The sequence below is a fragment of the Streptococcus gallinaceus genome, assembly GCF_040545695.1.
Classification (GTDB): domain Bacteria; phylum Bacillota; class Bacilli; order Lactobacillales; family Streptococcaceae; genus Streptococcus; species Streptococcus gallinaceus.
On the sequence record NZ_JBEPMK010000006.1, the window covers coordinates 146,461 to 169,210 of the forward strand.

Genomic DNA, 22,750 nt, shown 5'->3' on the forward strand with positions numbered 1-22,750 from the left:
GTAAACGTGATACAATATGCCTATGAATTATCCTAAGAAAAAAACAGTTCTCTATCACCTAATCTCATTTCTACTACCTTTGACTATCATGGGTATTTTGTTAGCTACCCACGGAATCTGGTGGGGAAGTAAAACGACTATCCTTGCAAGTGATGGATTTCATCAATATGTGATTTTTAATCAAACTTTACGAAATGCTTTACACGGCCAAGGTTCTATTTTCTATACGTTTACAAGTGGTCTAGGTCTTAACTTCTACGCCCTTTCTGCTTATTACTTAGGCTCATTCCTATCACCACTTGTTTACTTCTTTAGCCTTTCAAGCATGCCTGATGCATTCTACCTTTTTACAATTGTCAAGTTTGGATTGACGGGTCTGTCAAGTTATTATTCCCTCACTCGTATCCATAAAAAATTGTCTCCTACACTGGGGCTCTTGCTGTCAACTGGTCTATCTCTCATGAGTTTTTCAACTAGCCAGCTAGAGATTAATTCGTGGTTAGATATTTTTATCCTTGTTCCACTTATTTTGCTAGGTTTGCACAGGTTGGCTACTAAACAAGGGCGAACTCTTTATTACATTTCCTTGACCTGTCTCTTTATTCAAAGTTATTATTTTGGATATATGACTGCTATTTTTTTATTACTATACTTTTTCTTAGAAATTTCTTGGGATATAAAAGGACGAATTTCAACATTTATAGACTTTACAGTTGTGTCACTGTTGTCAACCTTGACCAGTATGATTGTTCTCTTACCAACTTATCTAGATTTAAAAACACATGGTGAGAGCTTTACAGCTATATCTAGTTTAAAAACTGAAAATTCATGGTTTCTAGATATTTTTGCAAAAAATATTGTGGGAAATTTTGATACTACAAAATTCGGTGCCATTCCGATGATCTCGGTTGGACTCCTTCCACTCATACTAGCCCTGCTTTTCTTTTTCCTACCAACCATCAAACGCGTAACGAAATTGACTTACAGCCTTGTTCTTGCTTTTATTGTAGCTAGTTTTTACCTACAACCACTCGATTTATTTTGGCAAGGTATGCATGCTCCAAATATGTTCCTACATCGGTATGCCTGGGTATTTTCATTTTTAATTATTTACATGGCAGCAGAAACTTGCATCCGCCTGAAGGAAATCAAGCGCTGGAATTTCCTTGCAGTGGGTATTTTTCTCATTGCTGGATTTGTTACAACCTATTTATTTAAAGAGCACTATAGTTTCTTAGATAATAGCCTATTTTTATTAACAGCAGAATTTGTAATTGTGTATGGACTCCTATTTTTAGCGAATATTTCAAATAAAATTTCACTACAATTTTTTACAATTTCCCTATTACTCTTTTCTATCTTCGAGATTGGTCTTCATAGTCATTACCAGATTCAGGGACTGGCAGACGAATGGAATTTCCCAAGTAGGGAAAATTATGCTCGAGATATAAAAGATATTGACAATCTTGTAAAGGATGTTGACAATAATTATCGAACAGAGCGACTTCTCCCTCAAACTGGAAATGATAGTATGAAATTCAATTACAATGGAATTTCCCAATTTTCTTCTGTCCGTAATCGCTCTTCCAGCTCGACACTAGATAAACTCGGCTTCCGCTCTGATGGAACAAATCTGAATTTACGCTACCAAAATAATACTCTCATCGCGGATAGTCTATTTGGAATCAAATACAACATTGCCTCGACAAATCCTAATAAACTTGGTTTTTCTCTCTACAAAAATGGAACAAGCTTAAATTTATACCAAAATCACAATGCCCAACAAATAGGTATCCTAACTACTGGACTTTACAAAAATATAAAGTTTACAAATCTTACTTTGGATAATCAGACCAATTTTTTGAACGCCCTAACCGGACTGAATCATCATTACTTTACAAGTCTTGAACCAGCCTCATCCAGTCAGACAAAATTGTTTGAAAATCGTGTTTCTCTTCAAGCAAAAACTGGTCAAGAAACTGCCTCTGTTCAATATACACTTACAATCCCTAAAAATGGACAACTGTACGTTAGCTTGCCAAATATCCGTTATTCGAATGAAAATAGTAAAAACATTCTCATTACTGTAAACAATCAGTCAAGTGAGTTTACAATGGATAATACCTTTGCATTCTTTAATGTTGGCTATTTCAAGGATCAAGAAGAAGTTACTTTGACAATTAGTTTTCCAAAAAATCAAACGATTTCTTATGACCTCCCACAATTCTATATATTAGATCAGGCAGCCTATCAAGAAGCCATCTCTACCTTGTCTGAAAAAAATATTCATACAACATTAGACAAAAATACGGTTAAAACAACCTATAGTACCACAGAGGATGCATCTATCTTCTATACCATTCCATATGATAAGGGATGGACAGCCACGCAAAATGGAAAGAAATTGACCATTTCACGCGCACAAAATGGCTTTATGAAAGTAAATGTTAAAAAAGGCAGTGGCACGATTATATTGACATTTATTCCGAATGGATTCTATATTAGTTGCCTTTGTTGTGTAGGTGGACTACTATTCTTCTTCCTTTATGAGAGACTAAGAAAAAAGCAACAATGATTGAAAAAGTCTAGATTCAATTGAGTCTAGACTTTTTTGGTAATAAAAAAACGCCGTAAATTCGACGTTTGAATACTCCGCCAACAGGGCTCGAACCTGTGACATCATGATTAACAGTCATGCGCTCTACCAACTGAGCTATGGCGGAAGATATAGTCCGTACGGGATTCGAACCCGTGTTACCGCCGTGAAAAGGCGGTGTCTTAACCCCTTGACCAACGGACCATAAACAAGACAATATCTAGTATAATATAGCCTTCTTTTTTTGTCAACCGTTTTTTTCTAGAATTTTGTGATATCTTGACATTTTATTTTCTTTAAGGTAGAATAGTGGAGTTGAGTAGGTTCCATAGCTCAGCTGGATAGAGCATTCGCCTTCTAAGCGAACGGTCGCAGGTTCGAATCCTGCTGGAATCATTATAAAAAAGCTGGGAAAATATTTCTCAGCTTTTTCATTTTTTTTATGGAACTATAGCCAAGATATACTCCTACGAAACAACCGATTTTTGTCCTATCCTTTTTTCTTTCCAAAGTTGAAAACTGGTATAGGATAAAGGAAGAAGGCAAAATAGAAGAGCATCTTCTTGAAAACAATCAACCAAAATCGTAGCTAGATACACTCCCAGCATAAATGTAAGAATGATTAAAAGGATGTGATAGCCTTTTTTTCTTAATTGAGCATCTTGTTCAACCACCCCCTTAAAACAAAGATGAGCTGCATTCTTAACATTACCAGTCATCATAACATTTGCATAAGGAAGGCCTCGGATATTACGGAAACTTTCTACCTGAATAGAGGCTACAAAAGCAAGTATAGCGATGGTCATAGATGGACCTAAAATAGGGTTCAATACACAAGCTAGTAAGACTAAACCTAAAATAACAAGGCTGCTACTCAAATGCCACGGCCACTTATTTTTTACAAAATACTTCCGCATCAAATAGGTAAAACACTGACCTAAAGCAAAAAATGCGATTGGGACTAAAAATTGAAAAGCCTGATGTATCTGCCCTTTGGCCAGATAAAAAGCCATATAAACGACATTCCCAGATTGAATGCCTGCAAAACGGCCTCCTTGTGTAATAAATGTAAAAGCATTGAGAAAACCACTCACAAAGGTCAAACAAGTGGCAATTCGCAATCCTTCAAAGATACGATAATTTTTCTTTTTTGACATCTCTACTTTTCTCGTTTCACGTGAAACTACTTATGATAAGGACTTCCCTGTTGAATCATGAAAGCTCGATAAATTTGCTCAACTAAAACTAATTTCATTAGCTGATGGGGCAGGGTCAACTTTCCAAAACTCATCAAAAGATTAGCCCGTTTTTTGACAATCGGAGCTAATCCCAAACTTCCTCCAATGACAAATGTAATGTCTGAAAAACCTCTGACGGTAATATCCGACAAGATTTGGCTGAATTTTTCTGACGGAAACTGCTCTCCTTCAATTGCTAAGGCAATGACATAATCACGATCCGCAATTTTTCCCATGATACGTTGCGCTTCCTTCTCAAGAATTTGCTCGTTTTCAGCTTGGCTAGCTTTATCCGGCGTTTTTTCGTCCACTAGCTCAATCAATTCTAATTTGGTAAAACGAGACAGCCGCTTGCTATATTCAGCAATACCATCCTTGAGATATTTTTCTTTTAATTTTCCAACGGTGATGACTTTTATTTTCATGAATACATTGTAACATATCCACAAGAAGTTTTAAAATAGATTCTGATAAATAGGGGATAAATCAGCAGATTATTCACATATCCACAAAAGTTATCCACAGGTTGTGGATTGATTTTTGAAAGATTTAAGTTATAATTAAGAAAATAGAATTAAGATACAGGTAAGTAATAAGGAGGATTTCCATGAAAAAATACATAAAACTTGCTATTATTTTTGTCGTCGGTTTTCTAGGAGGACTTGCAGGAATGCTGGTTTATCCTCTCTTGCAGCCAGCCACTACCAATACTAGCACTGCGACCACAAGTAAATCTACCTCAGTTAGCAATGTAACCTATGACAATCAGACGTCTGTGACAAAAGCTGTAAAAACAGTACAAGATGCAGTTGTCTCAGTCATCAATTACCAAGCTAATAAGAACAATACTGAGTCGATTTTCGGGACAAATAATGAAGCTTCTGATGAGCTTTCTGTTGCTAGTGAAGGATCCGGTGTGATTTATAAAAAAGACGGTAAATACGCTTATATCGTAACCAATAATCACGTCATTGCAAACGCACAAAAAATTGATATCCAACTTGCCTCTGGTGAAAAAATTAGTGGCGAACTGGTTGGAGCTGATACATATTCTGATATCGCTGTTATTAAAGTTACGGCCGACAAGGTTTCTACTGTAGCAAAATTTGCTGATTCCGACTCTATCAATGTAGGGGAAACAGCTATTGCAATCGGTAGCCCTCTTGGTACAACTTATGCAAATTCTGTTACACAAGGAATTGTCTCCAGTCTCAGCCGCACCGTCACTTCAAAATCTGAAGATGGCCAAACTATCTCAACCAATGCTATCCAAACCGATACAGCTATCAACCCAGGGAATTCTGGCGGCCCTCTGATCAATATTGAAGGTCAAGTCATCGGTATCACATCAAGTAAAATTACTACATCTAGCTCTAGCGTCTCTGTCGAAGGAATGGGATTTGCAATCCCCGCAAATGATGCCGTTCAAATCATCAACCAACTAGAAAAGAACGGGAAAGTTACTCGCCCAGCACTTGGAATTAAAATGGCAAATGTAACGGATCTATCTACAAGTCAGATGCAAACTGCTGGTTTGTCAGACAGCAAAGTCAAATCAGGTGTTCTCGTCATTTCAACTCAATCAGGACTTCCAGCTGATGGAAAACTGGAAAAATACGACGTCATTACCAAAATCAATGACACTGCTATCTCGACAACTAGTGACCTTCAGAGTGCTCTTTACAAACATGCAATTGGAGATACTATCACCATCACCTATGTACGCAATGGAAAAGAAGCAACTGTCAAGATTAACTTGACAAAATCTACTGAAGAACTTTCTTCAAATTAGCTGTCAATATTGTCAATGTAACTTTACAATATTGTAAAGTTACATTTTTTTTGCTAGAATAAGCTTTATGGAAGCACTTGAATACCTCTCATTAACTGATATTACACCAAATCCTTATCAGCCCAGATTGCATTTTGATGATGAAAAACTAGCTGAACTAGCTCAATCTATCCGAGAAAATGGACTCATTCAACCCATCATCGTTCGAAAATCAGCTATTTTTGGCTATGAGCTTCTAGCTGGAGAACGACGATGGCGAGCTAGCAAACTAGCAGGAATTGAAACCATTCCAGCAGTTGTCAAAGAATTGTCAGATACGGATATGCTTTATCAGTCCATTATCGAAAACTTGCAGCGAGCTGATCTCAATCCCATTGAAGAAGCCCGTTCTTATCAAAAACTCCTCCAAAAAGGGCTCACTCATGATGAAATTGCTCAAATCATGGGAAAATCACGGCCTTACATCACAAATATACTCCGCCTGCTTAATCTTTCTCAGGCATTGATTGATGCAGTAGAGAATGGGAAGCTATCCCAAGGACATGCTCGCTTGCTCATTCCTCTTGATGAAAAAAGCCAACTTGAGTGGCTAGACAAGCTAACTGCCTCCGATATCAGTGTTAGAAAATTAGAGCAGCTCTTGGCTGAAAAAAAAGAAAAAAAAGTTGCAAAACAAAATCTCTTCATTCAGGAAGAGGAAAAAGAACTTAGAAAAAAACTAGGTACAGCTGTAAAAATCAAACAGCAAAAAAACGGACAGGGAAGTCTGACTATTTCCTTTTCAACTAGTGAAGAATTGGAAAGAATTATCCAAAGCTTAAAATAAGCCTGTGGAGAAAAAATCCGTATAAACAGTTTTATACACAATAAATCAGCCCGAAAAAGCCAATCATACTGGCTTTTTATTTGTTTATTCACATTCTGTGGAAAACTTTTATAAACAGTGTGAAAAACTTTTTATCTTGTGGAAAACTTTTTGATTTTGTGATAAACTAGAAGAACCAAAAATGAAAAGAAAGGGGGGCAAGTATGAATCCTGAACAATTATTTTGGGATCGAATTATCCAATTAGCCAAAGAACATTTGAATCTCAATCAAGCAGCATATGATTTTTACATTTCAGAAGCACGATTGGTTCAAATTAGTGGCTCAACAGCAACTATCTTTTTAGATAGCTCGGTGAAGCAATATTTTTGGGAGAAAAATCTCAATGATATTCTCCTAACAGCTGGTTTTGAAGTATACAATGCACCTCTAGAAGTCCAGTATGTCTTTGAACTACCAAACGACAGTCAGCTGGAAAGCCAACCAGTAGCAACGCCTGTCGTCCAAGTCATCCTCCCTGAGCAGCAAAATAACCAGCCGATTGTTCAACCCGTTCATTCTGATATCAAACCACAATATCAATTTGAAAATTTTGTGCAAGGTGATAACAATCAATGGGCAAAAGCTGCAGCATTAGCTGTTTCAGATAATCTTGGGGAACTTTATAATCCTCTCTTTATCTTTGGAGGACCCGGGCTTGGAAAAACGCACTTGCTCAATGCTATCGGAAATAAGGTTTTACAAAATAATCCGAATGCTCGCATTAAGTATGTGGCTTCTGAAACATTTATCAATGATTTCTTGGAGCATCTTCGCCTCAATAAAATGGAGGCTTTCAAGAATACCTATCGTAACCTAGATTTATTGCTGATTGATGATATTCAGTCTCTCAGTAACAAGGCGACGACACAGGAAGAATTTTTCAATACCTTTAATGCCTTGCACGATAAGAGTAAGCAAATTGTTCTGACGAGTGACCGCAATCCTGATCACCTAGAAAATCTGGAAGAACGCCTTGTCACGCGCTTTAAGTGGGGCTTAACGAGTGAGATTACACCGCCAGATTTTGAAACTCGAATTGCTATCTTGCGTAATAAATGTGAAGATTATCCCTACACCTTTGCCGACGATACTTTAGCCTATCTAGCTGGTCAATTTGACTCCAATGTCCGTGACCTTGAAGGAGCTCTAAAAGATATCCATCTCATCGCAACGCTGCGACAATTAACAACGATTACAGTTGATGTAGCAGCAGAGGCCATTCGTTCACGAAAACAAACTAGCCCTCAAAATATGGTCATCCCTATTGACAAAATTCAGGCAGAGGTCGGAAATTTCTACGGAATTAGCGTCAAGGAATTAAAAGGTGCTAAACGTGTTGCAAACATCGTTCATGCCCGTCAGGTCGCCATGTATCTAGCGCGTGAAATGACCGATAACTCGCTTCCAAAAATCGGGAAAGAATTTGGTAATCGAGACCATACAACGGTGATGCATGCTTACAATAAGATAAAAACAATGTTGCTTGATGATGAAAATCTAGAGATTGAAATTAGCACCATTCGGAACAAGATTCGGTAGTTGTGGATAATTCTTGAAAAATAGACCGACTTTTCCACAAATTGTGAACAAGTCATTTTTCTTGCTATTAGTGGGCTTAGTACACTTTTCCACAGATTTCACAGACACTACTATTACTATTAACCTTAACAACCATAAATAAAGGAGAATTCATGATTCAATTTTCAATTAACAAAACTATTTTTCTACAGGCTTTAAATATTACCAAAAGAGCTATCAGTCATAAAAATGCTATTCCTGTTTTATCAACTGTAAAAATTGATGTTCATAAAGAAGGAATTACATTGACAGGTTCTAATGGTCAAATTTCGATTGAAAACTTCATTTCTGTTCAGGATGAAAATGCAGGTCTCTTGATTTCGACAACAGGTTCTATTCTGTTAGAAGCTGGCTTCTTCATCAATGTCGTATCCAGCCTACCAGACCTCGTTCTTGATTTTAAAGAAATTGAGCAAAAGCAAGTCGTTTTGACAAGTGGTAAATCAGAGATTACCCTAAAAGGAAAAGAAGCAGAGCAATATCCACGTTTGCAAGAAGTTCCAACTTCTAGTCCATTGGTATTGGAAACAAAAGTGTTGAAACAAACAATCAATGAAACAGCCTTTGCAGCCTCAACGCAAGAAAGTCGTCCTATCTTAACAGGTGTGCATTTTGTCTTGACAGAAAATACAGCTCTTAAAACAGTAGCGACAGATTCTCACCGTATGAGCCAACGTAAACTAACTTTGGAAAAAGCCGGTGACAATTTTGATGTTGTAATCCCAAGTCGCTCTCTACGCGAATTTGCAGCTGTTTTTACAGACGATATTGAAACCGTAGAAGTATTCTTCTCAAATAACCAAATGTTATTCCGTAGCGAGCATATTAGCTTCTACACACGTTTGCTAGAAGGAAGCTATCCTGATACAGACCGCTTGATTCCAAAAGAATTTAATACGATTGCTATTTTTGATACAGCTAACCTGCGACAAGCGATGGAACGTGCTCGTCTTTTGTCAAATGCAACACAAAATGGAACTGTAAAATTAGAAATCGTCAATCAGCTGGTATCGGCTCACGTAAATTCACCAGAAGTGGGACGTGTTAATGAAGAATTAGATACCTTAGAAGTTGTAGGAGATGATTTGGTCATTAGCTTTAACCCAACTTATCTGATTGAAGCATTGAAAGCTATTGATAGCGACCAAGTTAAAGTCAGCTTTATCTCGCCTGTACGTCCATTTACTTTGGTACCAAATAATGAGACAAATGACTTAGTGCAATTGATTACACCAGTTCGTACGAACTAAGAATAGGAACTTAGGACAAAATTTTATTATTTTAGCGTAGTGGTTGACTGAAGGTTCTTCTCCCTTGTTACACAAGGAGTTTCGACTAATCTAGTCAACTGTGCGGAGGTGGGACGACAAAATTGATTTCTATGAAATCACAATTTTTGTCCCACTCTCTTTTTGTTATAATCAGTTAGGTAGGAGGAAGAAATCATGTATCAACTAGGAAGTCTTGTAGAGATGAAAAAGCCTCATGCTTGTACGATAAAGTCTACTGGGAAAAAAGCCAATGAGTGGGAAGTGAAGCGCTTGGGAGCAGATATCAAGATTCGCTGTACCAACTGTGATCACTTGGTCATGATGAGTCGGCATGATTTTGAAAAACGCTTGAAAAAAGTATTGAAGGATGATGTTAATTCAAAATAAAACATAAATTAGAAAGATTTCCGTTGGAAGTCTTTTTTTGTTATAATAACCCCATTATGACAGTCTATATTATTGCAAATCCACATGCAGGAGCGCAGCTAGCTGTTGACATTGTGGAAGAAATTCAAGTCAACTATCCTCATCTCGAAAAGAAAATTTTCTTTACAACTTGTCCCAATGATGAAAAAAATCAAGTTCAATTGGCTTTGCAGACTTGGCAAGAAGGAGATACTTTTCTGGTGATTGGTGGTGATGGAACTCTTTCAAAAGTTCTCTACCATCTTCCTCAGAACATTCCTTTTTCCTATTACCCAGTTGGGTCAGGAAATGATTTTGCGCGTGCCTTGCAGTTACCAGATTTAGCAGCCACTATTGCCAATATAGAAGCAGGAAATACGCGAGAAATTACGATTTTTGCAGCTGAAGAGGGAATTTTATTAAATAGCTTAGACCTCGGATTTGCAGCCTGGGTGGTCAATGAAGCGGCTCATTCAACATTAAAACGTCTCCTCAATCGCTTATATTTAGGCAAGTTGACTTATATTTTTATTGCTATTTTATCTTTGCTTAAAAATCCAGTCGCTAGCGTGAAGATTCAAAAAAATAATCAGGAAATACTTGAGTTGGATCATGTTTACTTTTTCTCAGTTGCCAATAATACTTATTTTGGTGGTGGGATTATGATTTGGCCGACTGCGACTGTCTATGATTCTCAATTGCACATGATTTACGCAAAAGGAGAAACCTTCTGGAAGCGACTGGCTATCCTATTGACACTGGTCTTTAAACAACATCAGCAGTCTTCTTATCTCCAACATGAGGTGCTAGAAACAGCTCACATCAAGATACCTAGAGAAAGTATCGTTGAGGTTGATGGAGAAATTATCTCTAGCCGTGAGCTAACATTAAAAGCCCAAAAACGGAAAATTTATCTCTGAAATAAGACGCAACCTCAGGTTATTGGGGTAACTTGGTCAAACTAGCTGAGTTAGTTTTAGGGAAAAAATCAGACGTGAGGTAGAAAAAATATTGAACAGCCAATGAATAGTTGGGAATATTTTTCATCGTTCATATTTTAATTAGCTTGCTATTCAGCAAGCTTTTTTTCTATTTTTTTGCTATAATTGTAATGATTGAATATTTTGAACGGAGACTAGAAGAATGGCCTTAACAGCAGGTATCGTCGGTTTGCCAAACGTTGGTAAATCAACCCTATTTAACGCAATTACAAAGGCAGGTGCAGAGGCTGCTAACTATCCCTTTGCAACCATTGAACCAAACGTTGGTATCGTCGAAGTGCCTGACGAACGTTTACAAAAATTAACCGAACTAATCACACCTAAAAAAACTGTCCCAACCACTTTTGAGTTTACAGATATCGCAGGTATCGTCAAAGGAGCATCAAAAGGTGAAGGACTCGGAAATAAATTCTTGGCCAACATTCGTGAAGTAGATGCGATTGTCCATGTGGTTCGTGCGTTTGACGATGAAAATGTCATGCGTGAACAAGGACGTGAAGACGCATTTGTTGACCCGTTGGCAGATATTGATACCATCAATTTAGAATTGATTTTAGCAGACTTGGAGTCGGTGAATAAACGGTATGCGCGTGTTGAGAAAATGGCGCGTACTCAAAAAGACAAAGACTCGCTTGCTGAATTTAATGTTCTTCAAAAAATCAAGCCAGTTCTTGAAGATGGTAAATCAGCTCGGATATTAGAATTCACTCCAGAAGAGCAAACAGTTGTGAAAGGTCTGTTCCTTCTAACAACAAAACCCGTTCTTTATGTGGCCAATGTCGATGAAGATAAGGTAGCAGATCCAGATAGTATTGACTATGTACAGCAAATCCGTGATTTTGCCGCGACAGAAAATGCAGAAGTTGTTGTTATCTCAGCGCGTGCCGAGGAAGAAATTTCGGAGTTGGATGACGAAGATAAGGCAGAATTCTTGGAAGCGATTGGTTTGACAGAATCCGGTGTCGATAAATTGACGCGTGCTGCCTATCACTTGCTTGGCCTTGGTACTTACTTTACAGCTGGTGAAAAAGAAGTGCGTGCATGGACCTTTAAACGCGGCATCAAAGCACCACAAGCAGCAGGAATCATTCACTCTGACTTTGAACGCGGCTTTATCCGTGCGGTCACCATGAGTTATGATGACTTGATGCAGTACGGGTCTGAAAAAGCTGTAAAAGAAGCAGGACGCCTTCGCGAAGAAGGAAAAGAGTATGTGGTCCAAGATGGAGACATCATGGAATTCCGCTTTAACGTATAAGAATCTAGAATAGTCATAGGAGGTTGGAAAGTTATTTCCAGCCCTTTTGGCTTTATTTGAGAAAGGAAGAGTATGGTAAAAATGATTGTAGGTCTTGGAAATCCAGGATCAAAGTACAAGGAAACAAAACACAATATTGGTTTTATGGCAATTGACAGAATTGCAAAGGAACTTGACATTAAATTTACAGAAGATAAAATTTTCAAAGCTGAAATTGGCTCTGCTTTTCTCAATGGTGAGAAGGTCTATTTTATCAAGCCAACCACTTTTATGAATAAATCAGGTGAAGCAGTTCATGCCTTGCTGTCCTACTATGGATTAGATTCAAGTGATTTGTTGGTCATTTATGATGACCTTGATATGGAAGTTGGCAAACTTCGTTTTCGTCAAAAAGGCTCTGCTGGTGGTCATAATGGTATCAAGTCAATTATCGCCCATATTGGTAGCCAAGAATTTGATCGTGTCAAGGTTGGAATCGGTCGTCCTCAAGGAAAAATGTCCGTCATTGATCATGTCATGAGTAAGTTTCATGGAGATGATGCCATTACGATTGATCAAACATTGGAAAAAGTTGACCAAGCTATCAAGTTTTATTTACAAGAAGATGACTTTGATGTTGTCATGAGAAAGTTTAATGGATAAGCATGAATATCATTGATTTAATTAGCCAAAATAAACAAATGATGACATGGCAGGCTAACCTAAATAAGTCAAGTCGTCAATTGATAACTGGACTTTCTGGAAGTAGTAAGGCCTTAGCGATTGTATCAGCCTTTGAGCAGGTTGACTATAAGCTGGTTGTTGTTACTGCAACTCAAAATGAGGCGGATAAGCTCAGTAATGAGTTGACAAATTTATTAGAGCAGGAGTACATTTACAACTTCTTTACAGATGATAGTCCAATTGCTGAATTTGTCTTTACCTCAAAAGACCGGACACAGGCCAGAGTTGAAGCCTTGAATTTTTTATGTGATAAAGGAAAAACAGGGATATTGGTTGTCAATATTGCTGCATTTCGCATTTTATTGCCCCAAAAAGAAACCTACCAAGAATCAATCTTCTCTCTCGAAGTAAATCAAGAAGAAGAAGTTGACAGCGTTGTAAAAAAACTGTTGCAAATAGGCTATAAAAAAACATCCAGAGTCCTAAGTCAGGGTGAATTTAGCATTCGTGGAGATATTTTAGACATCTACGAAATCAACAGTGAGCAGCCTTATCGGATTGAATTTTTTGGTGATGAAATTGATGGGCTACGGATATTTGATGTAGAAAAACAGATATCTTTACAAAATGTTGACAGTATTCTCATCAGTCCAGCATCAGAGTTGATTTTTTCTAGTGAAGATTTTGAGCGTGCCAGTCAAAAAGTAGAAAGTGCGATTCAACATGTTAATAATGAGACACAGATTTCTTATTTGAAGGAGGTTTTAGCAGATTTTCAAACTCAATATCGTCATCCAGATAGTAGGAAATTTCGTTCTTTCTTCTATGAGCAAAAATGGACCCTGTTAGACTATTTACCAGCGCATACACCTATCTTTTTTGATGATTTTCATAAGTCAATGGATAGTTACGCTTTTTTTGAAAAAGAAGCAATGGAACTATTGACACAAGATTTACAAAACAGTAAATCCATTTCTAGTCTAGAATACTTTGCAGCCCCCTATCAAGAACTACGGACCTATAAGCCAGCTACCTTCTTTTCAACTTTTCAAAAGGGATTAGGAAACCTTAAATTTGATGCAATTTATCAATTTAATCAGCATCCAATGCAGGAATTCTTTAATCAAATTCCTTTATTGCAGGAAGAAATTAGACGATTTGAAAAATCGGGTTATACTTTGATTCTTCAAACGGAGAATGAAGCTAGTTTACAAAATTTACAAAAAACTTTACAAGAATACCAAATCACAATTCCCTTTACAGACCCTAACCATCTAGAACCAGGTAAGAGTCAGATTAGTTTTGGGAATTTAAGTTCAGGTTTTCATTTTTTAGATGAAAAAATTGCGATTATTACAGAACATGAAATTTTTCATAAAAAGATTAAAAGAAAAATTCGAAGGAAAAATATTTCCAATGCTGAGCGATTAAAGGATTACAATGAGCTCGAAAAAGGAGATTATGTTGTCCATCATGTTCATGGAATCGGTCAATTTTTAGGAATTGAAACGATTGAAATTTCAGGAATTCATCGTGATTATCTAACGATTCAGTATCAAAATTCAGATCGTATTTCTTTGCCGATTGATCAGATTGACTTGCTGTCAAAATACACCTCTTCGGACGGAAAAACTCCTAAAGTCAATAAATTAAATGATGGACGATTCCAACGGACACGGCAAAAAGTTCAAAAACAAGTTGAGGACATTGCAGATGATTTAATCCAATTGTATGCAGAGCGTAGCCAATTAAAGGGCTTTGCTTTTTCGGAAGATGATACCAATCAAGAAGAGTTCGATAATCATTTTGCTTATGCAGAGACTGAGGACCAGCTTCGTTCGATTGACGAAATCAAAAAAGACATGGAAAAGCCTGCTCCTATGGATCGTCTTTTAGTCGGAGATGTTGGATTTGGTAAGACAGAAGTAGCCATGCGAGCAGCTTTCAAAGCAGTCAACGATGGAAAGCAAGTTGCTATTTTGGTACCGACAACAGTTTTGGCACAACAACACTATGCAAACTTCTTAGAACGTTTTTCAGAATTCCCTGTAAATGTTGATGTATTGAGTCGATTTAGGACTAAGGCAGAGCAGACAAAAACGTTGGAAAATCTTAAAAAGGGTCGCGTAGATATTCTGATTGGAACCCATAGAATCTTGTCTAAAGACGTTGAGTTTGCTGATTTAGGACTCTTAATTATTGACGAAGAACAGCGATTTGGTGTCAAGCATAAAGAGAGTTTGAAAGAGTTGAAAAAACGAGTGGACGTATTGACATTAACTGCTACTCCAATTCCTCGTACTCTGCACATGTCGATGCTAGGAATTCGAGATTTGTCAGTTATTGAAACGCCACCGACCAATCGCTATCCTGTCCAAACTTACGTTTTAGAAACAAATCCTACTGTTATACGAGATGCGGTACTAAGGGAAATGGATCGCGGAGGACAAATTTACTACCTTTACAACAAAGTTGACACTATCGAGCAAAAAGTTTCAGAGCTAAAAGAACTGATTCCTGAAGCAAGTATAGGATTTGTTCATGGTCAGATGTCAGAAATCCAATTAGAGAATACCTTATTTTCCTTTGTAGAAGGCGAGTATGACATTTTAGTTACCACAACAATTATTGAGACAGGTGTCGATATTCCAAATGCCAATACGCTGTTTATTGAAAATGCGGATCATATAGGTCTGTCAACCTTGTATCAACTTCGTGGTAGGGTTGGAAGGTCCAATCGGATTGCCTATGCCTATCTCATGTATCGTCCAGATAAGAGCCTGACGGAAATTTCTGAGAAAAGACTGGAAGCCATAAAAGGTTTTACAGAACTTGGTTCGGGCTTTAAAATTGCCATGCAAGATTTATCAATTCGAGGTGCTGGTAACATACTCGGTGCTGCCCAGAGTGGATTTATTGATTCGGTCGGATATGAATTGTATTCTCAGTTGCTGGAAGAAGCTATTTTAGTCAAACAAGGCAAACAAAAAATACGTGAAAAATCGAATGCTGAATTGAATTTACAGATTGATGCCTATCTACCATCTGATTATATTTCAGACCAACGTCAAAAAATTGAAATCTACAAGAAAATCAAAGAGATTGACAGTCGTGTCAATTATCAGTATCTTCAAGATGAGTTGATAGATCGATTTGGTGAGTATCCAGATGTAGTGGCCTATCTGCTAGAAATAAGCCTGCTGAAGTATTTTGCAGACCAAATGTTCACAGAAACAATGATCAGAAAACAGAACCAAATTCTTGTCAACTTTGAGGCACGAGCAGGACAGATATTCTTGACCCAGGACTATTTCCAAGCGCTCTCGCTTGTCAATCTTAAAGCAAGAATAGCAGAAAATAGTGGACGGATGCAGTTAATTTTTGATATTCGGAAGAAAAAAGATTTTGAAATTCTAGAAGAATTGATGAAATTTGCCGAAAAAATGCTTGAAATAAAGCTTTCCAAAGAGAATAAACTGTAAAAAACGGTTAAAAGTGATAGAATAGAGAAATGAGGTGAAAATATGAGACTAGATAAATATCTGAAAGTTTCCCGGATTATCAAACGCCGCACAATTGCGAAGGAAGTGGCAGATAAAGGGAGAATTAAAATCAACGGAGTTTTGGCCAAATCATCAACAGATGTCAAACTAAATGATACGATTGAAATTCGTTTCGGTAACAAATTGCTGATTGTAAAAGTACTTGAAATGAAAGACAGTACTAAAAAAGAAGACGCTGAGAAAATGTATGAAATCATCAATGAAACAAGGATTGAAAACAATGAAGAAATCTAAAGTTTTACAGCTCAATAATGACTATATTCAGTCACAAAAAAGTAAAAGTCAGCAAAAACAGGATGAAAATCGTCAAAAAAATCGTTTTATGGGATCTATCCTTATTCTGGTTGTCTTTCTGTTTGTTTTGCCAACCTATAATTTGGTGCAGACCTATCATACATTGAAAGAGAAGGAGCAACAATTGGTTGACTTGCAAAAGCAATACGACAAATTGGCTGCGGATGAAAAAATAGAATCTTCACTTGTTACTAAACTGAAAGACAAGGATTTTGCAGCTAAGTATGTCCGTGCAAAATACCAGTTTTCAAAAGAGGGAGAGTTTGTTTACAACATCCCAGGACTATTACCAAAATGACAGACAATATTTTAGAAATCGTTGAAAAGTTCTTGTCACATTCAGATCAGAAGCTAGAAGAACTTTCAGAGAAGAATCGAACACTAAATTTGGAAGAAGAGTAAGTGGAAAGGAGGAAATATGCTGCGAAAAGAACTGCTTTTTTGGATATTGCCAATCTTTTTTATCAGTAACCAGGTAGTCAGCACAGAACTATCTGTAGAATTGACTAATGAAGAAGCCTACCAACTGACCAGCATGTCCTACCAGCCCCAGTTTACTGAAATTCCAACGAATCCTAATGTCACTAAAGAAATCCAAACTTATGTTGACAAAGAGTTGACAGTTGAAGAAGCAACTATTCGTCCAAACCAAACCTTTCAAATCCAATCTATTCTTGTAAATAATCAGAATAAACAGGTTTTTCAATTGAGCAATGGAAATTATATACTTGCAGATACTGAGGTAATTTATGATGATGTGATTGTTCAGCAAGAAACTGTACAACGAGATTATTGGTTGACAGATAACTTTACAGTTTACTCTAGTCCAATAGAAAATCAAGCTCGAAAATTAGCGACAAACTTGAACCCTTATCAATCAGTTGTAGCCACAGAGATTATCAGCAGTCATTGGGATACATTTGCCAAGATTTCGGGTGTTGGGTGGATAAAATTAAAGCAACTTTCTGAAGAAGATAATCGCATAGAATCCGTTCAAAAACTGCTAGATCAACGTTATCAATCTGATAAATTCTCCATCTATGTAAAACAATTATCGACAGAGAAGGAAGCCGCAATCAACGCAGATAAGCAGATGTATGCGGCCAGTATTTCTAAACTACCTGTCCTTTACTATAGTCAAAAACAAGTTGATAAAGGACAATATAATTTACAACAAGGTTTACAATATATTGACAAGGTGACAAGTTTTAAAGGCAGTTATAGTCCAGAAGGTAGCGGATCCCTATCTAAAATTGCGGATAATAAGCATTATCGAATTGATCAGTTGATGGACCTAACCGCTAAGTATTCTGATAATGCAGCGAGTAACTTGCTAGCCTACTACCTAACAGATCAATTTGATGAAGCATTCTATTCAGAGATTACAAATATTACCAAAGAAAAGTGGGATATGCAGACTCGTTTGGCAAGTAGCAAGATGGCGGGACTTATGATGGAAGCCATCTATTATCAAAATGGTTACGCTCTCCAAAGTTTAACAGGAACAAATTTTGATGACCAACGAATTGCCAAGGATATTCCTACAAAGATTTCTCATAAAATTGGTGATGCTTATGATGTGAAGCATGATGTCGCAATTGTCTACACAGATTCACCATTTATCTTGTCGATTTTTACGGATAAATCTGATTATGATACAATTTCACAAATTGCCAAGGACATTTACGATATTTTGAAATAAATGAAAAAAACAGATTTTTTAAAAGTGGTAGAAAAGAACCATTTTTTTGACCAACACGCAAAGGTTTTAGTAGCTGTATCAGGTGGAAAAGATTCTCTTAATCTTTTTCATCTGCTTTTTGATTTACGCCATGACTTGAATATTGAATTGGGAATGATTCACGTGAATCATCAGCAGCGTCCTGAGTCTCAAGAGGAGGAAAGGTATCTAGCATCATTAGCTAGGGAGTTTGGAATTCCGTTTTTTGTCGATTATTTTTCTGAAAAATTTAGCGAAGCCAAGGCTCGAGAATTTCGGTACGAATTTTTTAAAAAAATCATGATACAGGAAGATTATACGGCACTGGTGACGGCGCACCATGCAGATGATCAGGCAGAGACTATTTTTATGCGGATTCTTCGAGGAAATATCTTACGGAATCTAGAGGGCATAGAGGCCGTTCAACCATTTGGTGCAGGACAGTTGATTCGTCCCCTTCTGTCTTTTAAAAAGTCAGATTTAGCAGATATTTTCCATTTTGAAGACAGTAGTAATGCCAGTCAGCATTATTTTCGAAATCGTGTTCGAAACACCTATCTTCCACTCTTAGAAAAGGAAAATCCTAGATTTTCTACTGCTCTGATAGAGCTGGGTGACGAGACCATGCAGCTGTTCACCGCCTTGCGCGATTTGACAAATGAAATTACCGTTACAAACTGTCAAGAATTTCTTAACCAAACACCAGCTGTTCAGTATTTTTTGTTGCAAGAGTACGTAGCTCAATTTCCAGACTTGCAGTTAACAAAAACTCAATTTCGAGAAGTACTAGCTATTCTTCAAAGTAAGAAAACGTATCAGCACTTTTTGAAAAATGGTTATTATTTATTGAAAACAGAAACAGAATTTTCAATCACCAAAATCATACCCGAGACGGATGAAAACTACCATCATTTAGTGATAAAATCAGAAGGAATTTATCATTATAAGGATTTGGTGATAGGAGTAGATGTTCCATTAGAAGGTACGCAACAAATTCTCTATTTAAAAAAGGAATTTCCTATTATCCTTCGTTCACGACAAGCAGGGGATAAAATTTTGTTAAATGGTGTTCGTAAAAAGCTTCGTCGCTATTTTATAGACGAAAAAATCCCACAAGAAAAGCGACAAAAAGCAACCATAGTAGAACAATGTGAAAATATCTATGGAATTGCAAATATCGTTGCTAGTGATTTGAGTAAATCTACTAAAAATGATACAATAAATGTTACATTATATATAAAAATGAAAGTGTAAATTCGATTATGTTGGAAAAAGACATCAAAAAAGTTTTGATTACTCACGAGGAAATTGCAGCTCAGAGTGCGATTTTAGGAAAGCAGCTAACAGAAGATTATAAAGATAAAAATCCTCTCTTAATTGGTATTTTGAAAGGATCAATCCCATTCATGGCGGAACTAGTGAAACACATTGATACCCATTTAGAAATGGAGTTCATGGTTGTGTCTAGTTACCATGGGGGTACTGAAAGTAGCGGGACTATCAAAATTATCAAAGACATTGACGCTGATGTGGCAGGACGTGATGTTATCTTTGTTGAAGATATTATTGATACAGGCCGTACATTGAAAGAATTGAAAGAATTGTTTGAACTGCGCCGTGCGAAATCACTTCGTATTGTGACGATGTTGGATAAACCAGAAGGTCGTGTCGTTGATATCGATGCAGACTACACATGTTTTACAATTCCAAATGAATTTGTAGTTGGATTTGGTCTAGACTTCAAAGAAAACTATCGTAACTTACCCTATGTAGGAGTTCTAAAAGAGGAAGTCTACTCAAACTAGAAAAAGGTAACTAGAGTTTATGAACAAACAACCCAATAAAGGATTTATTCGAAATCCTTTTCTCATTATTCTATTGATTGCAACTGTCATTACTGGATACCAATTCATGAAGGCGGGTAGCCAAGTTTCAACACAAGAAATCAGCTATTCACAAGTTGCCAAAGCATTGCAAGATGGGAATGTTAAGGATATTACTTATCAGCCAAATAGTAGTGTTATTCAAATCACTGGTACGTATGAAAAAGCAGTGACAGAAAAAAGTGATTTATCAAGTACAATTCGACTATTTTCTGTTAGTGAAAAAGCAACTTACAAGAAGTTTTCTTCTATTATATTAGCATCAGATTCGACTATTTCAAATCTTCAAACTTTAGCTGAAAAACACAATGTCAAAGTTACGGTTAAACCAGAAAGTTCAAATAGTCTGTGGTTCAATCTTCTAATCAATCTGCTTCCTCTTGGTCTTGTCATGGTAGTCTTTTTCATGATGATGAATCAAGGCGGTGGCGGAGGTGCCCGTGGAGCTATGAACTTTGGTCGTAACAAAGCCAAAGCTCTTGAGAAAAATAACATTAAAGTTCGTTTCTCAGATGTTGCAGGTGCCGAAGAAGAAAAACAAGAACTAGTAGAAGTTGTTGAGTTCTTGAAAGATCCAAAACGATTCACTAAATTGGGTGCACGTATTCCGGCAGGTGTCTTGTTAGAAGGCCCTCCTGGAACAGGTAAAACACTCCTTGCAAAAGCAGTAGCTGGTGAAGCCGGAGTACCATTCTTTTCTATTTCAGGTTCTGACTTTGTTGAGATGTTTGTTGGTGTCGGTGCTAGCCGTGTTCGTTCTCTTTTTGAAGATGCTAAAAAATCTGCTCCAGCCATTATTTTCATCGATGAGATTGATGCTGTTGGTCGCCAACGTGGTGTCGGTATGGGCGGAGGAAATGATGAGCGCGAGCAAACTCTTAACCAACTCCTTATTGAAATGGATGGATTTGAAGGGAATGAAGGAATTATTGTTATTGCTGCTACCAACCGTAGTGATGTGTTAGACCCAGCTCTCTTACGTCCAGGGCGTTTTGACCGTAAAGTCCTTGTTGGTCGTCCAGATGTGAAAGGCCGTGAAGCGATTCTTAAAGTTCATGCTAAAAACAAACCATTAGCTGAAGATGTGGATTTGAAATTGGTCGCTCAACAAACACCAGGTTTTGTGGGTGCCGATCTTGAAAATGTATTGAATGAAGCGGCTCTCGTTGCAGCTCGTCGCAATAAAACAGTTATTGATGCTTCTGATATTGATGAAGCTGAAGATCGTGTCATTGCTGGTCCATCTAAAAAAGATCGTACAATTTCACAAAAAGAACGTGAAATGGTGGCCTATCACGAAGCAGGACATACAATTGTTGGACTTGTTCTTTCAAACGCACGTGAAGTTCATAAGGTTACAATTGTCCCACGTGGTCGTGCAGGTGGTTACATGATTGCCTTACCCAAAGAAGATCAAATGCTACTTTCAAAAGAAGATATGAAAGAGCAATTGGCAGGCCTCATGGGTGGCCGTGTTGCTGAGGAAATTATTTTCAATGCCCAGACAACAGGCGCATCTAACGACTTCGAACAAGCTACACAAATGGCTCGTGCTATGGTTGCCGAATATGGTATGAGTGAAAAAATGGGTCCGATGCAGTATGAAGGAAGTCATGCAATGTTTGGACAATACACTACTCAAAAGCATATTTCTGAACAGACCGCATATGAACTAGATGTTGAAGTACGTGAGTTACTCAATGAAGCTCGCAACAAAGCATCCTCGATCATCCAAGAGCATCGCGAGGTGCATAAATTGATAGCAGAGGCGTTGTTAGAGCATGAAACGCTGGATAGCGTGCAAATTAAGTCCTTGTACGAAACAGGTCATATGCCTGCTGAAAAGTCAGATAACGAGGAACCACATCCTTTATCCTATGATGAAGTCAAATCGAAACTAGATTAAGAAGAACAGCTTATTGCTGTTCTTTTTTGTAGCAGGATGACAAGTATGACATGTACGTTATTCCATATGTATTATATACTTTATGTAAACAAGGAACATAAAGGAGTCGTAGGATATGGAATTTGAAGCTTTATACAAGAAGGTCAGAGGAATCGTGTTAAAATATCGGAAACAATATGTGTTACGTGGTTGGGAGTTATCGGATTGGGAACAAGAGGGGATGCTAAACTTATATGAGCTTCTTCATCGCCACCCAGAGCTAAGCAAAGCATCTCACCAAGAACGTCTATTGGTCTACTTTAAAGTACGGTTCGGAAATTACATCAAAGATAAACTTCGTAAACAAGAAAGCCAAAAGCGTCAGTTTGACCGGATGCCCTATGAAGAAGTGAGTGAGATTAGCCACCGTATTAGCAGTAAGGGGCTAATGAATGATGATTTAGTTGCACTACGTGGTCAATTAAGACAATTTAAAGCTAGTTTAGGCAGAGAAGGAGAAGAGCTTTATCAAAAGCTATTAAGCGGGGAACGGTTTAAGGGACGGAAGGAGATGGAGCGGCGTTTATCACAGTATTTAGAGGATTTTCGAGAGTTGTAGAAAAAAAGATGAAAAAATAATGAAAAAAGTCAAAAACAGTGTTGACAGTAGTGAGGTAGTCTGATATACTAATTAAGTTGTCTCGTGAGGGGCGGCGGTCATGAAAAAAGTTTCTAA

20 protein-coding genes and 3 tRNA genes are annotated in these 22,750 nt (G+C 37.4%); 19 read left to right on the forward strand and 4 right to left on the reverse strand.

Translation table 11 applies throughout. From position 1 onward, the window contains the following. The first annotated feature begins 22 nt into the window (after window positions 1-22). Window positions 23-2,575, forward strand: coding sequence for a YfhO family protein (locus ABID27_RS08700; RefSeq protein WP_354281603.1), 2,553 nt, complete (start codon window positions 23-25; stop codon window positions 2,573-2,575). Between the two features lie 75 nt (window positions 2,576-2,650). Here the strand turns inward: ABID27_RS08700 and ABID27_RS08705 are convergent. Both ABID27_RS08705 and ABID27_RS08710 read right to left on the reverse strand, forming a co-directional pair. Then, window positions 2,651-2,723, reverse strand: a tRNA-Asn gene (locus ABID27_RS08705). 5 nt (window positions 2,724-2,728) lie between these two features. After that, window positions 2,729-2,800 (reverse strand) — tRNA-Glu (locus ABID27_RS08710). 118 nt (window positions 2,801-2,918) lie between these two features. Here ABID27_RS08710 and ABID27_RS08715 point away from each other — a divergent pair. Beyond that, a tRNA-Arg gene (locus ABID27_RS08715) sits at window positions 2,919-2,992 on the forward strand. 71 nt (window positions 2,993-3,063) lie between these two features. Here ABID27_RS08715 and ABID27_RS08720 read toward each other — a convergent pair. Together ABID27_RS08720 and rlmH are read right to left on the reverse strand one after the other, a co-directional pair. Further along, complete coding sequence (locus tag ABID27_RS08720; protein WP_253364575.1) at window positions 3,064-3,753, reverse strand: YoaK family protein; 690 nt, start codon at window positions 3,751-3,753, stop codon at window positions 3,064-3,066. A gap of 26 nt (window positions 3,754-3,779) precedes the next feature. Beyond that, entirely contained in the window at window positions 3,780-4,259 is a 480-nt protein-coding gene (rlmH, locus tag ABID27_RS08725; RefSeq protein ID WP_253364573.1) for a 23S rRNA (pseudouridine(1915)-N(3))-methyltransferase RlmH, read from the reverse strand. A gap of 182 nt (window positions 4,260-4,441) precedes the next feature. On the opposite strand from rlmH, the gene ABID27_RS08730 reads away from it, so the two are divergent. The 17 genes from ABID27_RS08730 to ABID27_RS08810 all read left to right on the forward strand — a co-directional run bounded on the left by ABID27_RS08730 (window position 4,442) and on the right by ABID27_RS08810 (window position 22,633). Continuing rightward, window positions 4,442-5,626, forward strand: a complete 1,185-nt coding sequence (locus tag ABID27_RS08730) for a S1C family serine protease (protein WP_354281606.1) — start codon at window positions 4,442-4,444, stop codon at window positions 5,624-5,626. A gap of 67 nt (window positions 5,627-5,693) precedes the next feature. After that, window positions 5,694-6,452 carry a ParB/RepB/Spo0J family partition protein gene (locus tag ABID27_RS08735; protein WP_354281608.1) on the forward strand — a complete coding sequence of 253 codons (759 nt, stop codon included), beginning with the start codon at window positions 5,694-5,696 and terminating at the stop codon, window positions 6,450-6,452. 203 nt (window positions 6,453-6,655) lie between these two features. Next, the gene (gene dnaA / locus ABID27_RS08740) at window positions 6,656-8,032 is read left to right on the forward strand and encodes a chromosomal replication initiator protein DnaA (RefSeq protein WP_354281610.1); all 1,377 of its coding nucleotides are present in this window, start codon (window positions 6,656-6,658) and stop codon (window positions 8,030-8,032) included. Window positions 8,033-8,184: 152 nt separating this feature from the next. Continuing rightward, a complete protein-coding gene (dnaN, locus tag ABID27_RS08745) occupies window positions 8,185-9,321 on the forward strand; it encodes a DNA polymerase III subunit beta (protein ID WP_253364567.1) in 1,137 nt (378 codons plus the stop codon). Between the two features lie 195 nt (window positions 9,322-9,516). Continuing rightward, window positions 9,517-9,729, forward strand: coding sequence for a DUF951 domain-containing protein (locus ABID27_RS08750; RefSeq protein WP_253364565.1), 213 nt, complete (start codon window positions 9,517-9,519; stop codon window positions 9,727-9,729). Window positions 9,730-9,785: 56 nt separating this feature from the next. After that, on the forward strand, window positions 9,786-10,667 hold the full coding sequence (locus tag ABID27_RS08755; protein WP_354281612.1) for a diacylglycerol/lipid kinase family protein: 882 nt from the start codon (window positions 9,786-9,788) through the stop codon (window positions 10,665-10,667). Window positions 10,668-10,890: 223 nt separating this feature from the next. Continuing rightward, window positions 10,891-12,006: a redox-regulated ATPase YchF gene (ychF, locus tag ABID27_RS08760; RefSeq protein WP_253364548.1), complete on the forward strand. Its 1,116-nt coding sequence runs from the start codon at window positions 10,891-10,893 to the stop codon at window positions 12,004-12,006. A gap of 72 nt (window positions 12,007-12,078) precedes the next feature. Beyond that, window positions 12,079-12,648, forward strand: a complete 570-nt coding sequence (gene pth, locus ABID27_RS08765; RefSeq protein WP_354281615.1) for an aminoacyl-tRNA hydrolase — start codon at window positions 12,079-12,081, stop codon at window positions 12,646-12,648. A gap of 2 nt (window positions 12,649-12,650) precedes the next feature. Next, window positions 12,651-16,151, forward strand: a complete 3,501-nt coding sequence (gene mfd, locus ABID27_RS08770) for a transcription-repair coupling factor (RefSeq protein ID WP_354281617.1) — start codon at window positions 12,651-12,653, stop codon at window positions 16,149-16,151. Between the two features lie 42 nt (window positions 16,152-16,193). Beyond that, window positions 16,194-16,466: an RNA-binding S4 domain-containing protein gene (locus tag ABID27_RS08775; RefSeq protein ID WP_253364542.1), complete on the forward strand. Its 273-nt coding sequence runs from the start codon at window positions 16,194-16,196 to the stop codon at window positions 16,464-16,466. Continuing rightward, complete coding sequence (locus ABID27_RS08780) at window positions 16,453-16,824, forward strand: FtsB family cell division protein (RefSeq protein WP_253364540.1); 372 nt, start codon at window positions 16,453-16,455, stop codon at window positions 16,822-16,824. Before ABID27_RS08775 ends, ABID27_RS08780 begins: the two co-directional genes overlap by 14 nt. Continuing rightward, the gene (locus ABID27_RS08785) at window positions 16,821-16,928 is read left to right on the forward strand and encodes an SP_0009 family protein (RefSeq protein WP_253364538.1); all 108 of its coding nucleotides are present in this window, start codon (window positions 16,821-16,823) and stop codon (window positions 16,926-16,928) included. The genes ABID27_RS08780 and ABID27_RS08785 overlap by 4 nt, the downstream gene beginning before the upstream one ends. Before the next feature lie 16 nt (window positions 16,929-16,944). Further along, window positions 16,945-18,228, forward strand: coding sequence for a serine hydrolase (locus tag ABID27_RS08790; protein ID WP_253364536.1), 1,284 nt, complete (start codon window positions 16,945-16,947; stop codon window positions 18,226-18,228). Next, the gene (gene tilS, locus ABID27_RS08795) at window positions 18,229-19,500 is read left to right on the forward strand and encodes a tRNA lysidine(34) synthetase TilS (protein ID WP_354281620.1); all 1,272 of its coding nucleotides are present in this window, start codon (window positions 18,229-18,231) and stop codon (window positions 19,498-19,500) included. 8 nt (window positions 19,501-19,508) lie between these two features. Beyond that, on the forward strand, window positions 19,509-20,051 hold the full coding sequence (gene hpt, locus ABID27_RS08800; RefSeq protein WP_253364532.1) for a hypoxanthine phosphoribosyltransferase: 543 nt from the start codon (window positions 19,509-19,511) through the stop codon (window positions 20,049-20,051). A 19-nt stretch (window positions 20,052-20,070) separates the two neighbouring features. Next, entirely contained in the window at window positions 20,071-22,035 is a 1,965-nt protein-coding gene (gene ftsH / locus ABID27_RS08805; protein WP_354281622.1) for an ATP-dependent zinc metalloprotease FtsH, read from the forward strand. A gap of 115 nt (window positions 22,036-22,150) precedes the next feature. Next, the gene (locus ABID27_RS08810) at window positions 22,151-22,633 is read left to right on the forward strand and encodes a sigma-70 RNA polymerase sigma factor region 4 domain-containing protein (RefSeq protein WP_354281624.1); all 483 of its coding nucleotides are present in this window, start codon (window positions 22,151-22,153) and stop codon (window positions 22,631-22,633) included. Window positions 22,634-22,750: the final 117 nt, after the last annotated feature.